Below are 14,712 nucleotides of genomic sequence, written 5' to 3'. Positions count from 1 at the left end.
ATGAACATTAATGCACATTCAGGACAGTCCCCTCATGGAGAAGCGCGTGCACAGACCAACCGCTTGGCATGTCACTCACTGGAGTACAGACCCGTTCAGCCTCGGTGCCTACAGTGCCCTGTTGCCTGGGGGGACGCCGCAGCATCGGAGTGCCTTGGGCCAAGTGCTGAACGAGCGCTTGGTCATTGCCGGAGAAGCCTGTAACGCCACTGCGCCGGCGATGACACATGGCGCTTGGGATGATGGGCTGCGTGCCGCCGAGGCAGCCTTGAGGGCCGGCGCGCGCAAGGTGATCGTGATTGGTGCGGGCTGTGCAGGCCTGGCCGCCGCGCAACGCTTGCGGGCGTGGGGTATCGATTGCACGGTGCTGGAGGCACGTGGGCGAACAGGTGGGCGCACGCACACGGTCGAGTTGGGCGGCGTGAAAGCGGATGAAGGTGCGGCATGGCTTCAGCATTTCGCCGAGAATCCATTGGCCGCCGTTGCGCAGCAACATGGGTTGGCTTGTGTCGAGACCGACTTCAGTTTCCCGCTTGCAGCAGCAAGCGGTGGAGAGTTGCCGGATGTCGACGCGGCCTGGGACGCCTTGACCCAGCAGCTTGACCGGCGACTGCCTTTGTCTGAGGCGATCAACCGCTACATGGCCACACTCGACCCTGTGCACGCGCGCGCCGCTCAGTTCGCCATCGACGCCAACCTTGTACTGGAAGCATGTTTGCCCGTGGAGCAACTGTCGGTCAGTGCCCTGGACGAGGAGGGTGTCGGGCATGGCGATTGGATGCTGCCAGGTGGTTACAGCGAGCTTGTCGACTTGCTGGCGAAGGATCTGGATATCCGTCTGAACACGCCGGTCACGCAGATAGACTGGTCGAGCGCGCGCGTCAAGGTGAACGATGAGGTATGCGATTTCTGCATTTGCACAGTCCCTGTAGGGGTATTGAAAGCGTTGCATTTCATTCCCGCGCTACCTGTAACTCAGCGACAAGCGCTGGCTCATCTGGGGATGGGCATGCTGGAAAAGGTGATTTTGCAGTTCGAAGAGCGCTGGTGGCCATGCTCACCCTCCGGCTACCTGCGCTGGTACGACGTACCTGCCAGCTGGGGCGAATGGCTTGACCTGACCGATGCCGTGGGCAAGCCTGCCATTGCCGGGCTGATTGCCGCCGATGCGATCGAGCGGCAGTTCAGTGGGCGTACTGATGAGCAGATTGCCATTGCAGCAACTGAGGCGTTGCAGGCGTGGGCCGCGGCGATTCGGTCCACGCCTTGATACTTACAGCCCTTCGCCCAGCACCCTGTCGATGCAGTCGACAAAGTAGTCCACACTCGCTCGGCTGGTGCACATCGGTGGCTTGATCTTGAGAATGTTCAGGTAGTCGCCGGTCGGTTGCATGAAGATGCCAAGGTCACGCAGCCGATTGCACAGCGTCATGGTTTCTTCGGTGGCCGGTTCCAGGGTTGCGCGGTCGCGCACCAGCTCCAGTCCCAGGTAGAAACCCGAGCCATGTGCCGCGCCGGCCAGCGGGTACTTGTCGACCAGGGCCTGCAGACGGGCCTTGAAGTAGCGCCCGGTGTCGCGGGCGTTGTCCCACAGGCCTTCCTCCTGCATCACGTCCAGTACCGCCATGCCTATGCGGCAGCTGACCGGGCTGCCACCGGCCGAGGAGAAGAAGTAACCCTCGGCCTCCAGCGCCTCGGCGATTTCACGGCGGGTGATGACCACGCCCAGCGGCTGGCCGTTGCCCATGCCCTTGGCCATGGTAATGATGTCGGGCACCACGCCTTGTTCTTCGAACCCCCAGAAGTACTCGCCCAGGCGGCCATAGCCCACCTGCACTTCGTCGGCGATGCACACGCCACCTCGGGCGCGGACCTTGGCATAGGCGTCGCGCAGGTAGCCTGCGGGCAACGAGATGCCGCCGGCATTGCCGTACACCGGTTCGCAGATGATACCCGCCAACTGGCGGCCTCGGGCGTCCAGGGCAGCCAGCTTGGCGTCGACGTCCTGCAGGTAGTCGGCGGCGCTGTCGGCACCGCGGAAACGCCCCCGGAACGTGTTCGGCGCCTCGACCGGGTGTACCCAGTCCGGGCGGGTTTCCAGGGCTTGCGGGTTGTCGGCGATGGAGGTGGAAATGGCATCGGTGGCCACCGACCAGCCGTGGTAGGCCTCCAGTACGCTGAGCAGGTCACGCCCGCCGCTGTAGGCCCAGGCCAGGCGAATCGCCAGGTCGTTGGCTTCGGTGCCGCTGTTGACCATGAAGACCCTGTCGAAACCGTCGGGGGCCAGGTCCAGCAGGCGTTCGGAGAATTCGGTGATCGCCGCGTAGTGGAAGCGTGAGTTGGTGTTCAGCAGCGACCACTGCCGCGCCGACTCGGCGGCCATGCGCGGGTGGCCGTGGCCCAGTACCGCGACATTGTTGAGCATGTCCAGGTACGAGCGGCCCTGCATGTCGATCAAGTAGTTGCGCCAGCCGCGCTCGATGTGTGGAGGTTGCGCGTAGTAGTGCTTCTGCGAGCGGGCGAAGCTGGCATCGCGGCGGGCCAATAGTGCTTGTGGGTCGGGCAGCGGACCGGCATCGCAATCGAAGCCTAGCAGCGCGGCTGGCGACGGGCACAGGGCCAGCCAGGCAGTAGCTTGGGACGGTGTGGCGAAGAACGACGGCTGGACGCCGTTGTCCAGGCACAATTGCACGCTGAGGAAGCCACAACTGCGGCCCAGGGACTGGCCTTTTTCTACGGCCTGGCCGTCTGCCGGAGCGTCCTCCAGGCCCTGCAGCCACAAAGCCCAGTGCGTGGTGCGCAGGCAGCCACGGCCGTCGCCATGGCGCTGCCAGATGCCGGTTTCCGGCGCCTGCACCTGGGAGCCGTTGGCCACGTGCAGCTCAACGCCGAGGGCGCAGGTGGCGGGCTCTTCAGGGCGATCAATATGGGTTTGCGAAAGGCGATATTGCCCGTGCAGGCTGCAGGCCGGAGCGGCCTGCAACGTCAGCAGGTGCTGGTCGAAACCGGGTTGCTCCCAGTTTCCGGCCTCGCAATATGTGCTGAGCACCCCCAGGTCTACCCGTGTTACAGCCTGCCCGGCCAGTTCGGGGAGCAAGGGGGCGCAACCGCTCAAGTCCGGCGCCTTGGGTTGCAGGCCCGCAGCCTGCAGGATAGCGGCTTCCATCAGCGCGAAAGGCACAGCGGTGGCGGTGTCGAAGATTTCCCATTCATGGGCGACGTTGTCGCGGGTGTATTGGTTGCCCGGGTCCACGGCAAGTTGTTGCGCGCTGCTCAGCACCAGCACTGCGGCGCGATTGAGCACCAGTGGCCAGAGGGCACGTACTTCGGCTTCGGTCAGTGGGTTGAGCGCCTGGTAGGCACTGATTGCCGGCAGGATCCGCAGCGGGTCGCCTCCGGCGTGGTGCAGCAGCGCCGCGCAAGTCACCGACAGGTCGGCGATGCGCCAGGTGTGCAGCAGGTCGCCGAAGTCGATCACCCCTTGCAACTGCCACTGGCGTTCGCCATCGCGGGCCCACACGGTGTTGTCGTCGGTGATGTCCAGGTGCACGGCCTGGCTTGGCAGTTGATTGACCAGGGGCGCCAGATGCTCGGCTGCCAGCTGGGTAGCCTGTTCGATGCGGGCGCGTTGCTCGGTATTCTGCAGCACGGGCAACAGGTGCTGGATCAGCGCCTGGGCATGTTGCGGGTCCCATTGCAGTGTGCGTGCAAGGCCGGGGTGGTCGAAGTCGACCAAGGCCTTGTCCAGCTTCGCGCAAAGCCCGCCCAGTTCAGCCATCAGACGTGGCGCCATGTGCTTGAGGCGGGTCAGCGGCTGACCTTCGATGTACTCGAGCAGGCGTATGCGCAGTGGTTGCCCGTCCAAGTCCAGTGTCAGCAACCCCTGGTCATCGAGGGCTGGGCGTACGGCCGGCACCGGCAAGCCCTGATTGCGCAGGAAGGCCAGGGCGGCGTGCTGCGCCTCCAGCTCCAGTTGCGCGTAGCTGCCATGGCAAGCCTTGAGTACAAAGCCGCCTTGTGGCGTGGTCACGCGGAAATTCAGGTCTTGCTGGCTGCCTAGCGCGGTCAGGTTGCCGGCAATGCCATAGTGCTTCTGTAGCACGGCGTGTGCCTGGGTTTCGCTGAGCGAAGGGCTGGGCAGGCCAGAACGCTGGATCAGCGTGGCCAGGGCAGGGGAGGCGGGCGGGTGCTGTGGGCTGGACATTAGGCTCTACCGTTGCTGCTGGGGGTTGACGGTGGAGAATTTATGCCCGATTCGGCTGACGATGGAAGACGATTGTTTTCAGAATTTCTGACAATTGGGGCTCAGCCAGTGACGCGCCTTAAGTCCGGCCCCGCCAACACGTCAGCTATTCAGGCGTTTGCGTGTTTCCTCATCGATTACTCGCCTCAGCGAGGCCAGGAACGGTATGGCATCGGTATAGCGTCGGCCATACTCAAGATTGAACGCATAGTCGAAACCGGGCGGGTTATCGCCTTGGGTGTGTTGCAGCAGGGTCTCGATTTTGTCCAAGGCCTTGACCACTTTGGCCTCTGGCGTACTGGCCGCTTCGTACTCATCGAACAAGCCAACGATGCTGTCCTGCATCGAGGGTTCCAGCATTGAAGTCATGGCAACCAGGTCCTGCCGCTCATTCGTCCCTTTGTCTGGAACCGCATGCGCTTGCGGCGCAGGTACATCACCACTCAGCGCTTCCCCAAGGTCATGGACCAGGCATAGCTTGAGCACCTTGCAGATATCGACATCACCCAGTTCTTGTTCGAACACCAGCGCCAGCAACGCCAGCCGCCAACTGTGCTCGGCGGTGCTTTCACGCCGGCCTGTCGAGGTGTGGGCACTGCGGGTTACGTTCTTGAGCTTTTCTGCCTGGCGCAGGAAGTCCAGTTTTCCATGAAGGTTGTGGTTTGGCATGGTGCGAGACCTCTGATTAGTGCAGAGGTAAATCTTCTGCTCGCCCTGGTCCTGCGTCCACGCATTAAATATGCGCGAGGGTTTCGACCAGCCTGGCGGTCGAGCCATCCGACAGGGTGAACCGCGTCCAACGGCATAGGCTGTGTTGGATGGGCACCAGTGCCGAGTCATTCGTGCCAGTAGTGAACTCCAGCGCCGGGGAGGCCTGGTTGTCGTGCCAGCCGATGCCTGCCAAGCGCTGTTCCTGGCTGGCGATTTCCTCTGTCGCGAATGGCCACAGCGAGACACCCAGCAAATCACTGATGGGCACACTGAACTCAGCTTCGCGGGAAGGCGAGCAGGCCAGCAGGCGGTGGGTAAGGTCGCACACCAAGTGCACCGGTTGCGAGCTGCCCGACACAAGGCGCGCCAACGCGTGATCCGCGGCGCTGCTGAGCTTGGCTTTGAGCAAGGCTTCGATACGCGCCCGTTGCTCGGGCTCGGCGTCCTGCGCGCCTGACTCCCAGCGAGAAATGGTCGACTGGCACACCCCGAACATCTGCGCGGCATGCAGCTGTTTGACCCGGTTCAACAGGCGCCAGTGCTTTAGCAGGGGGCCGATGGGGGTGCTGCGAAGTGAAGGTGAGGTATTCATTGCTACGAAGCCTCAACCTCCAGGAACGCCGCTTCCAGCAGCTGCCGCGTATACGGATGTTGCGGCGCATGGAATATCGCCTGCGCATCACCTTGTTCAACAACATGCCCATGTTTGATCACCATCAACTGGTGGCTCAGCGCCTTCACCACCGCCAGGTCATGGCTGATGAACAGGTACGTCAGGTTGTACTTCTGCTGCAGATTGCGTAGTAGCTCCACCACCTGCCGCTGCACCGTGCGGTCCAGCGCGGAGGTAGGCTCATCCAGCAGAATCAGCGCCGGCTTCAACACCAGCGCCCGGGCAATGGCAATACGCTGGCGCTGCCCACCGGAAAACTCATGCGGGTAGCGATGCCGAGTCCTTGGGTCTAGCCCCACTTCCTCCAGCGCCGCAATAATCGCCGTTTCCTGTTCCTGCGCGTTGCCAATACCGTGAATGCGCAGCCCTTCACCGACAATGTCCGCCACGCACATGCGCGGACTAAGGCTGCCGAATGGGTCCTGGAACACCACCTGCATCTCACGCCGCAGCGGGCGCACGGCTTTCTGGTTCAGCCCTTCGAGGTTCTGCCCATGGAAGCGAATGCCGCCCTGGCTGGAAATCAGCCGCAAGATCGCCAGGCCCAACGTGGACTTGCCCGACCCGGACTCGCCGACAATGCCCAGTGTCTGCCCCTGCGGCAAGCTGAAGTTGACCCCGTCCACCGCCTTCACATGGTCGACCGTACGCCGCAAAAAGCCCTTTTTGATCGGGAACCATACCTTGAGGTCATCCACCTCCAGCAGCGGCGCCCCGACCGGGTTGTGCGCTGGCAGCCCGCTGGGCTCGGCATTGATCAGCATCTGCGTGTAGTGGTGCTGCGGGGCGCTGAACAGTGTGGCGCATTCAGCCTGTTCCACGATCTGCCCGCGCTGCATCACGCACACGCGGTGGGCGATGCGGCGTACCAGGTTCAGGTCATGGCTGATCAGTAGCAGCGCCATGCCCAGGCGTGCCTGCAGTTCCTTGAGCAGGTCGAGAATCTTCAACTGCACGGTCACATCCAGCGCCGTGGTCGGTTCGTCGGCAATCAGCAGCTCCGGCTCGTTGGCCAACGCCATGGCAATCATCACCCGCTGGCGCTGCCCGCCAGACAGTTCGTGGGGCAGGGCCTTGAGGCGCTTGCGCGGCTCGGGGATGCCGACCAGCTCCAGCAGCTCCAGGGTGCGGGCAGTCGCTTCCTTGCCGGTCAGGCCCTTGTGCAGCAGGAGGATTTCGTTGATCTGCTTCTCGATGCAATGCAGCGGGTTCAGCGAGGTCATCGGCTCTTGGAAGATCATCGCAATGCGGTTGCCGCGAATGCGCTGCAGGGTCTTCTCGTTTTGCTGCAGCAGGTCCTTGCCCTCGTAGCGGATGCTGCCGCTGGGGTGACGGGCCAGCGGGTAGGGCAGCAGGCGCAGGATCGAGTGCGCGGTGACCGATTTGCCCGAGCCACTCTCGCCCACCAGGGCCAGTGTCTCGCCCTTGCGGATGTCGAAGCTGATGCCGTCCACCACCCGGTTGACCTGGTCGCCGGTGACAAACTCCACCGCCAGATCGCGCACTTCGATCAGGTTCTGTTCACTCATGTCACTTCCTCGGGTCGAAGGCATCGCGGGCGGATTCACCAATGAACACCAGTAGGCTCAGCATCAACGCCAGCACGGCAAAGGCGCTGATGCCCAACCATGGGGCCTGCAGGTTGGATTTGCCCTGGGCCACCAGCTCGCCCAGCGAGGGCGAGCCCGCGGGCAGGCCGAAGCCGAGGAAATCCAGGGCGGTGAGGGTGCCGATGGCGCCGGTGAGAATGAACGGCATGAAGGTCATGGTCGAGATCATGGCATTGGGCAGGATGTGCCGGTACATGATCGCGCCGTTGCGCATGCCTAGCGCGCGGGCGGCGCGTACGTATTCCAGGTTGCGCCCGCGCAGGAACTCGGCGCGTACCACGTCCACCAGGCTCATCCACGAAAACAGCAGCATGATGCCCAGCAGCCACCAGAAGTTTGGTTGCACGAAGCTGGCCAGGATGATCAGCAGGTACAGCACCGGCAGGCCCGACCAGACTTCCAGGAAGCGCTGCCCGGCCAGGTCGACCCAGCCGCCATAGAAGCCTTGCAAGGCGCCGGCGATGACGCCGACGATGGAGCTGGCCACGGTCAGGGTGAGGGCGAACAGTACCGAAATGCGGAAGCCGTAGATCACCCGTGCCAGCACGTCGCGGCCCTGGTCGTCGGTGCCCAGCCAGTTGTCCGCCGAGGGCGGCGCCGGGGCAGGTACGCGCAGGTCGTAGTTGATGCTTTGGTAGCTGAACGGGATGGGCGCCCACAGCACGAAGCTGTCTTTCTTGGCCAACAGCTCGCGGATGTAGGGGCTCTTGTAGTTGGCTTCCAGCGGGAATTCGCCGCCGAAGGTGGTTTCCGGGTAGCGCTTGAATGCCGGGAAATACCATTCGCCGTCGTAGCGCACAGCAACCGGTTTGTCGTTGGCGATCAGCTCGGCGCCCAGGCTCAAGCCGAACAGGACCAGGAACAGCCACAGCGACCACCAGCCACGGCGGTTGGCCTTGAAGCGCTCGAAGCGCCGGCGGTTGAGGGGGGACAAGGCCATGTCAGTGCTCCCGGCTGGCGAAGTCGATGCGTGGATCGACCAGGGTGTAGGTCAGGTCGCCGATCAGTTTCACCACCAGCCCCAGCAGGGTGAAGATGAACAGGGTGCCGAAGACCACCGGGTAGTCGCGGTTGATGGCCGCCTCGAAACTCATCAGGCCCAGGCCGTCAAGGCTGAAGATCACCTCGATCAGCAAGGAGCCGGTGAAGAAGATGCCGATGAACGCCGAGGGGAAACCGGCGATCACCAACAGCATGGCGTTGCGGAACACGTGGCCGTACAGCACCCGTGACCGGCTTAGGCCCTTGGCCTTGGCGGTGACCACGTATTGTTTGTTGATTTCGTCGAGGAAGCTGTTCTTGGTCAGCAGGGTCATGGTGGCGAAGTTGCCAATGACTAGCGCGGTGATCGGCAACACCAGGTGCCAGAAGTAATCCAGTACTTTACCGGTGGTACTCAGCTCATCGAAATTGTTGGAGGTGAGGCCACGCAGCGGGAACCAGTCGAAGTAGCTGCCGCCGGCGAACAGCACGATCAGCAGGATGGCGAACAGGAACGCCGGGATGGCGTAGCCGACGATGATCGCCGAACTGGTCCACACGTCGAAGTGGCTGCCATGGCGCACCGCCTTGGCGATGCCCAGCGGGATCGACACCAGGTACATGATCAGCGTGCTCCACAGCCCTAGCGAGATCGACACTGGCATCTTCTCCATGATCAGGTCGATGACCTTGGCATCGCGGAAGAAGCTGTCGCCAAAGTCGAGCTGGGCGTAGTTCTTGATCATGATCCACAGGCGCTCGGGCGGCGACTTGTCGAAGCCGTACATGCGCTCGATTTCAGCGATCAGCGCCGGGTCCAGGCCCTGTGCACCGCGGTAGTTGGAACCGGCAACGGAAACCTCGGCGCCGCCACCGGCGATGCGGCTGGTCGCGCCTTCGAAGCCTTCGAGCTTGGCGATCATCTGCTCGACCGGGCCGCCGGGGGCGGCCTGAACGATGATGAAGTTGATGATGAGGATGCCGAATAGGGTCGGGATGATCAGCAGCAGGCGGCGCAGGATGTAGGCCAGCATCTTAGTTGGCCTCGTCCGCAGGGGCTTCGCTGACCGCCGGGGTTACCCCGGGCTTGATCCACCAGGTATCGATGCCGATGTCGTACTTGGGCGACACTTTCGGATGGCCGATGTGGTTCCAGTAGGCCACGCGCCAGGTTTTGATATGCCAGTTGGGTATCACGTAGTAGCCCCACAGCAACACACGGTCGAGGGCGCGGCAGTGGTCGACCAGGCTCTGGCGCGAGTCGGCGTTGATCAGCTCTTCCACCAACTGGTCGATGGCCGGGTCGCGCAGGCCGATGAAGTTGCGGCTTCCGGGGTTGTCGGCGGCGGCACTTGACCAGAACTCGCGTTGTTCATTGCCCGGCGAGTTGGACTGCGGGTAGCCGCCGACGATCATGTCGTAGTCCCGAGATCGCAGGCGGGTAATGTATTGCGAAACATCGACCCGGCGGATGTTCAGCTCGATACCGAGGTCGGCGAGGTTGCGCTTGAACGGCAGCAGGATGCGCTCGAACTCGGTCTGCGCCAATAGAAACTCGATGCTTACCGGCTTGCCTTGGGCGTCGACCATCTTGTCGTCGACGATTTTCCAGCCGGCTTCCTGTAGCAGCTTGTAGGCCTGGCGCTGCTGCTCGCGGATCATCCCGCTGCCGTCGCTGACCGGGTTGTGGAAGGCCTCGGTAAATACCTGCTCGGGCACTTTGCCGCGCAATGGTTCGAGGATTTTAAACTCGCTGGGGCTGGGTAGGCCGTGGGCGGCCATTTCCGAATTGTCGAAGTAGCTGCCGGTGCGGGTGTAGGCGCCGTTGAACAGCTGCTTGTTGGTCCATTCGTAGTCCAGCAGCAGGCTCAGTGCCTGGCGCACACGCACATCCTGGAACACCGGGCGGCGGATATTGAAGATGAAACCCTGCATGCCGGTGGGGTTGCCGTTGGGCAGTTCTTCCTTGATCAGACGGCCGTCACGCACGGCGGGCACGTTGTAGGCGGTGGCCCAGTTCTTGGCGCTGACTTCCAGGGCATAGTCGAACGCGCCGGCCTTGAGTGCTTCCAGGGCGACAGTGGTGTCCCGGTAGGAGTCGAAGGTCATGACATCGAAATTATAGAAGCCACGGTTGATCGGCAGGTCTTTGGCCCAGTAATCCTTGACCCGCTCGTAACGCACCGAGCGCCCGGCTTTGACCTCGGCGACCTTGTACGGGCCGCTACCCAGCGGGATCTCCAGGTTGCCGCGGTTGAAGTCGCGGTTTTCGTACCAGTGTTTGGGCAGTACTGGCAATTGGCCGAGAATCAGCGGCAGCTCGCGGTTGTTGGTGTGCTTGAACTTGAACAGCACCTTCAGTGGGTCTTCGGCGACTACCTCGGCGACGTCGGCGTAGTACTGCCGGTACAGTGGGGCGCCGTCCTTGATCAGGGCGTTGAAGGTGAACACCACGTCGTCGGCGCGCATCGGGTGGCCGTCATGGAAGCGTGCTTCGGGGCGCAGGTAGAAGCGCACCCAGCTGTTGTCCGGGGCCTTTTCGATCTTGCCGGCGACCAGGCCGTACTCGGTGAACGGCTCATCCTGGCTCTGGCGCATCAGGGTGTCGTAGATGCTACCGATGTTCTCGGCCGCCACGCCTTTGTTGATGAACGGGTTGAGGCTGTCGAAGCCGCCAAAGCTGGACTGGCGGAAGGTGCCGCCCTTGGGCGCGTCCGGGTTGACGTAGTCGAAGTGCTTGAAGTTGGCGGGGTACTTGGGTGGCTCATCGTACAAGGTAAGCGCGTGTTGCGGTGCGGCCAGGGCGGGAAGGCTCAGGCAGGCGAGCAACAGGCTGCCTGCCAGCCGGCGCAGACGGTGCGTTGGCGTCATTGGGCTTTCTCCGAAGTCTTGATCCACCAGCTGTTCAGCCCAAGGGTGTAGGGCGGCGTGGTGACGAAGGCGAACCGGTTGCGGTAGGCCAGGCGGTGATTGTCGAGGTACCAGTTGGGGATCATGTAGTACTGCCATGAGAGCACGCGGTCCAGGGCACGGGCGGCGGCGACCTGGTCATCGCGGGTGCGGGCGGCGAGCAAGGTGTCGAGCAGGTGGTCGACCACCGGGTCCTTGACCCCAGCATAGTTCTTGCTGCCCTTGGTCGCGGCCTGGCTGGAATGGAAGTACAGCCATTGTTCGAGGCCGGGGCTCAGGGTTTGGTTCAGGGTCATCAGAATCATGTCGAAATCGAACTGGTCCAGGCGTTGTTTGTACTGGGCACGGTCCACGGTGCGCAAGCGCGCATCGATGCCGATGCTGGACAGATTTTCGACATAAGGTTGCAGGATGCGTTCAAGGTTGGGGTTTACCAGCAGCAGCTCCATGCGCAGTTGCTGGCCTTTGCTGTCGACCAGGCGCTGGCCGTTCAGCTTCCAGCCGGCCTCGGCGAGCAGGCCCAGGGCCTGGCGTAGGGTCTGGCGGCTGATGCCACGGCCATCGGTGTGGCTGACCTTGTAGGGTTCGCTGAACAGTTTGGCGGGCAACTGGTCCCGGAATGGCGCCAGCAGCAGCCACTCTTTGCCGGTGGGCAGGCCGCTGGCGGCGAATTCGCTGTTGGGGTAGTAGCTGGTTGAGCGGCGGTAGGCGCTGCTGAACAGTGCGCGGTTGGTCCATTCGAAGTCGAGCATCAGCCCCAACGCCTGGCGTACCCGCGGGTCGCTGAATGTGACCCGGCGGCTGTTCATGAACAGGCCCTGGGTTTGCGTGGGGATGCTGTGCGGGATTTGTGCTTTGATCACCTCGCCACGGCGCACGGCGGGGAAGTTGTAACCGTTGGCCCAGTTTTTTGCCTGGTGCTCGATGTAGATGTCGAATTCACCAGCCTTGAACGCTTCGAAGGCCACGGTGGCGTCGCGGTAGAACTCGTATTCCACCCGCTTGAAATTGTACTTGCCACGGTTGACCGCCAGGTCCTTGCCCCAGTAGTTCTTCACCCGTTCGAACACCAGCCGGCGCCCGGGTTGTACCTGGGTGATGCGGTAGGGGCCGCTGCCCAGGGGGGGCTCGAAGGTGGTGGCCTTGAAGTCGCGCTTTTGCCAATAGTGTTTGGGCAGCACCGGCATTTCGCCCAGGCGCAGGATCAGCAGCGGGTTGCCGGCGCGTTTGAACACGAAGCGGATGCGCAGCGGGCCCAGGATGTCCACCCGTTGTACTTCCTGCAGGTTGGTGCGGTAGATCGGGTGGCCGTCCTTGAGCAGCGTGCGGTAGGAGAAGGCCACGTCGGCCGAGGTTATCGGCTGGCCGTCATGCCAGCGGGCTTCCGGGCGCAGGTTGAACACCACCCAGCTGCGGTCCTCGCTGTACTCCACCGAGCGGGCGATCAGGCCATAACTGGAGGTGGGCTCGTCACCGGACGGGTCGTACAGGCCGGTGCCGACCATCAGCGGCTCGTTAAGCTCGCTGATGCCGTACTGCTGGAAATTGGGCGTGGTTATAGGGCTCGACCCCTTGAAGGTGTAGGGGTTGAGGGTATCGAAGGTGCCAAAAGCCATGGCCCGCAAGGTGCCGCCCTTGGGCGCTTGCGGGTTGACCCAGTCGAAGTGGGTGAAGGTGGCTGGGTACTTGAGCGTGCCGAACTGCGCGTATCCGTGGCTTTCGCTCACCATCGCGGCTGCGGGAAAGCTCAAGGCCAGGCTGAGTGATAGCAGGAGGGGACGTATCAAGTCGGCATCCGATCCAGAGGCGTTGGGCTTTGACCGGGTACAGTAACAGCTTGGTGGGGTTGGAAAAAGAGAGGTTTTGAGGGAGGGGTTGGTGGTACAGGTCGGCGTGAGCGGCGTGGTACCTGTGGGAGCGGCCTTTTGTCGCGAAAGGGGCGCTTAGCGGCCCCAGGGTCTCAGCTTCGCAGCTTGCATTGCCGGGGCTGCGAAGCAGCCCTGTCGCGAAACAAGGCCGCCCCACAGGGCCGCGCAATGGCCCTGAGCGTTATATCAATGCGAGAGGTAGACGGTCAGGGTTTGGCCCGGCTTGAGGGCGTGGCCGCTGCGTGGGTTCCAGCGTTTGAGGTGCTGCATTTCCACGTTGAAGCGCTTGGCCACCAGGTACAGCGAGTCGCCCTTGCGTACCTTGTACTGGGTGGAGCGCTTGCCGGACGCCGCTACCCGGTTGCCGGCGGCGCTCGGTCCGCTGCCACCGCGAAGTGCCAGCACCTGGCCGGCACGCAGGTTGTTGCCGGACAGACGGTTCCAGCGTTTGATGTCATTGACCGAAACACGGTTGGCCTTGGCGATGGCGCCCAGGTTGTCGCCGCGTTTGACCCGGTAGCTGCGCGCGGCCACCGGTGCCTTGGCTTCGGCCACGGCGCGGGCGAACACGGCCTTGTTCGGTTGCAGGCTGACCAGCTGTTCTGGCTTGAGGTTGGACAGGCTGTCGCTCAGCAATTGCGCCTTGGCGGTCGGTACCAGCAACTGCTGCGGGCCGTCCACGGTCATGCGTTTCTTGAAGGCTGGGTTGAGTTGGATCAACTCGTCTTCGTCGATGTTGGCAAATGCCGCCACCCGCGACAGGTCGAGGCGGTCGTTGATGGCCACCGCTTCGAAATAGGGCTCGTTGGCGATCGGGTTCAGGTTCACGCCGTAGGCTTCAGGCGTGAGCACCACCTGCGACAGGGCCAGCAACTTGGGTACGTAGTCGCGGGTTTCCTGTGGCAGCGGCAGGTTCCAGTAGTCGGTTGGCAGCCCGAGCCGTTCGTTGCGTTCCATGGCGCGGCTGACCGTGCCTTCTCCGGCGTTGTAGGCGGCCAGGGCCAGCAGCCAGTCACCGTTGAACATGTCGTGCAGGCGGGTCAGGTAATCCAGCGCAGCGTTGGTCGACGCGGTGATGTCGCGGCGGCCATCGTAGAAGTTGGTCTGGCGCAGGTTGAAGTGACGGCCTGTGGCTGGCATGAACTGCCACATGCCGGCAGCACTGGCGCGTGAGTAGGCCATCGGGTTGTAGGCGCTTTCAATGGCGGGGAGCAGGGCCAGCTCCAGCGGCATGTCGCGTTCTTCAAGACGCTCGACGATGTAATGCAGGTAGAGGCTGCCACGCTCGCCAGCGCTTTCGATGAAGGTCGGGTTGCTGGCGAACCACAGGCGCTGTTGTTCGATGCGCGGGTTGACGTCGATGCTGTCCTGCAGGGCAAAGCCCTGGCGCATGCGCTCCCAGACATCCTGTGGTGCTTGCTCGGCCGGCTTGGCCAGCAGCGGTGAAGGTTTGTGCTTGATCCGCGCCTGGTAGTTGTGCGCGCGAACGCTTTCGGATTCGTCGAGCTGACGGGTGCTCTGGCAGCCCACCAAGGTGGCGGCCAGGGCCAGCGCACTGATTTGGGCCAGGCGCGTCAGGGCGACGGAATGAGAGGTTCTGCGGCTACGGGAAGACATCGGCTGACACAGGTATCCGGGCGAAAAATTTCGGCGATTCTAGAAACCGCTCCGGGCCTGGTCAACCTTTGACCATCACTTGCGATATATCTTGCGGTT

10 protein-coding genes are annotated in these 14,712 nt (G+C 62.9%); 1 reads left to right on the top strand and 9 read right to left on the bottom strand.

What is annotated here, in order from left to right; all coding sequences use genetic code 11:
• The first annotated feature begins 34 nt into the window (after window positions 1-34).
• Window positions 35-1,270 (top strand): flavin monoamine oxidase family protein, encoded by a 1,236-nt coding sequence (locus ACNQP3_RS19435; RefSeq protein ID WP_060493899.1) that lies wholly within the window; start codon window positions 35-37, stop codon window positions 1,268-1,270.
• A gap of 3 nt (window positions 1,271-1,273) precedes the next feature.
• Here the strand turns inward: ACNQP3_RS19435 and ACNQP3_RS19430 are convergent, their stop codons facing one another.
• From ACNQP3_RS19430 to ACNQP3_RS19390, 9 genes are all read right to left on the bottom strand, one after another.
• Window positions 1,274-4,204 (bottom strand): aminotransferase, encoded by a 2,931-nt coding sequence (locus ACNQP3_RS19430; RefSeq protein WP_264316347.1) that lies wholly within the window; start codon window positions 4,202-4,204, stop codon window positions 1,274-1,276.
• A gap of 141 nt (window positions 4,205-4,345) precedes the next feature.
• A complete protein-coding gene (locus ACNQP3_RS19425; RefSeq protein WP_071984576.1) occupies window positions 4,346-4,912 on the bottom strand; it encodes an HD domain-containing protein in 567 nt (188 codons plus the stop codon).
• Window positions 4,913-4,976: 64 nt separating this feature from the next.
• On the bottom strand, window positions 4,977-5,546 hold the full coding sequence (locus tag ACNQP3_RS19420) for a helix-turn-helix domain-containing protein (protein ID WP_264316346.1): 570 nt from the start codon (window positions 5,544-5,546) through the stop codon (window positions 4,977-4,979).
• A 2-nt stretch (window positions 5,547-5,548) separates the two neighbouring features.
• Window positions 5,549-7,156: an ABC transporter ATP-binding protein gene (locus ACNQP3_RS19415; protein ID WP_012273317.1), complete on the bottom strand. Its 1,608-nt coding sequence runs from the start codon at window positions 7,154-7,156 to the stop codon at window positions 5,549-5,551.
• A gap of 1 nt (window position 7,157) precedes the next feature.
• On the bottom strand, window positions 7,158-8,177 hold the full coding sequence (locus ACNQP3_RS19410; protein ID WP_012273316.1) for an ABC transporter permease: 1,020 nt from the start codon (window positions 8,175-8,177) through the stop codon (window positions 7,158-7,160).
• A 1-nt stretch (window position 8,178) separates the two neighbouring features.
• Complete coding sequence (locus ACNQP3_RS19405; RefSeq protein ID WP_060493897.1) at window positions 8,179-9,252, bottom strand: microcin C ABC transporter permease YejB; 1,074 nt, start codon at window positions 9,250-9,252, stop codon at window positions 8,179-8,181.
• Between the two features lies 1 nt (window position 9,253).
• Window positions 9,254-11,089, bottom strand: a complete 1,836-nt coding sequence (locus ACNQP3_RS19400; protein ID WP_264316345.1) for an extracellular solute-binding protein — start codon at window positions 11,087-11,089, stop codon at window positions 9,254-9,256.
• Window positions 11,086-12,915, bottom strand: a complete 1,830-nt coding sequence (locus tag ACNQP3_RS19395; protein WP_264316344.1) for an extracellular solute-binding protein — start codon at window positions 12,913-12,915, stop codon at window positions 11,086-11,088. The genes ACNQP3_RS19400 and ACNQP3_RS19395 overlap by 4 nt, the downstream gene beginning before the upstream one ends.
• Before the next feature lie 267 nt (window positions 12,916-13,182).
• Window positions 13,183-14,613: a lytic transglycosylase domain-containing protein gene (locus tag ACNQP3_RS19390; RefSeq protein ID WP_012273312.1), complete on the bottom strand. Its 1,431-nt coding sequence runs from the start codon at window positions 14,611-14,613 to the stop codon at window positions 13,183-13,185.
• Window positions 14,614-14,712: the final 99 nt, after the last annotated feature.

It is taken from the genome of Pseudomonas sp. LFS074, from assembly GCF_047978165.1.
GTDB classification, from domain to species: Bacteria; Pseudomonadota; Gammaproteobacteria; order Pseudomonadales; family Pseudomonadaceae; genus Aquipseudomonas; species Aquipseudomonas putida_P.
Note: the sequence above shows the minus strand (reverse complement) of the source record. Positions and strands in the feature narration are given on the sequence as shown.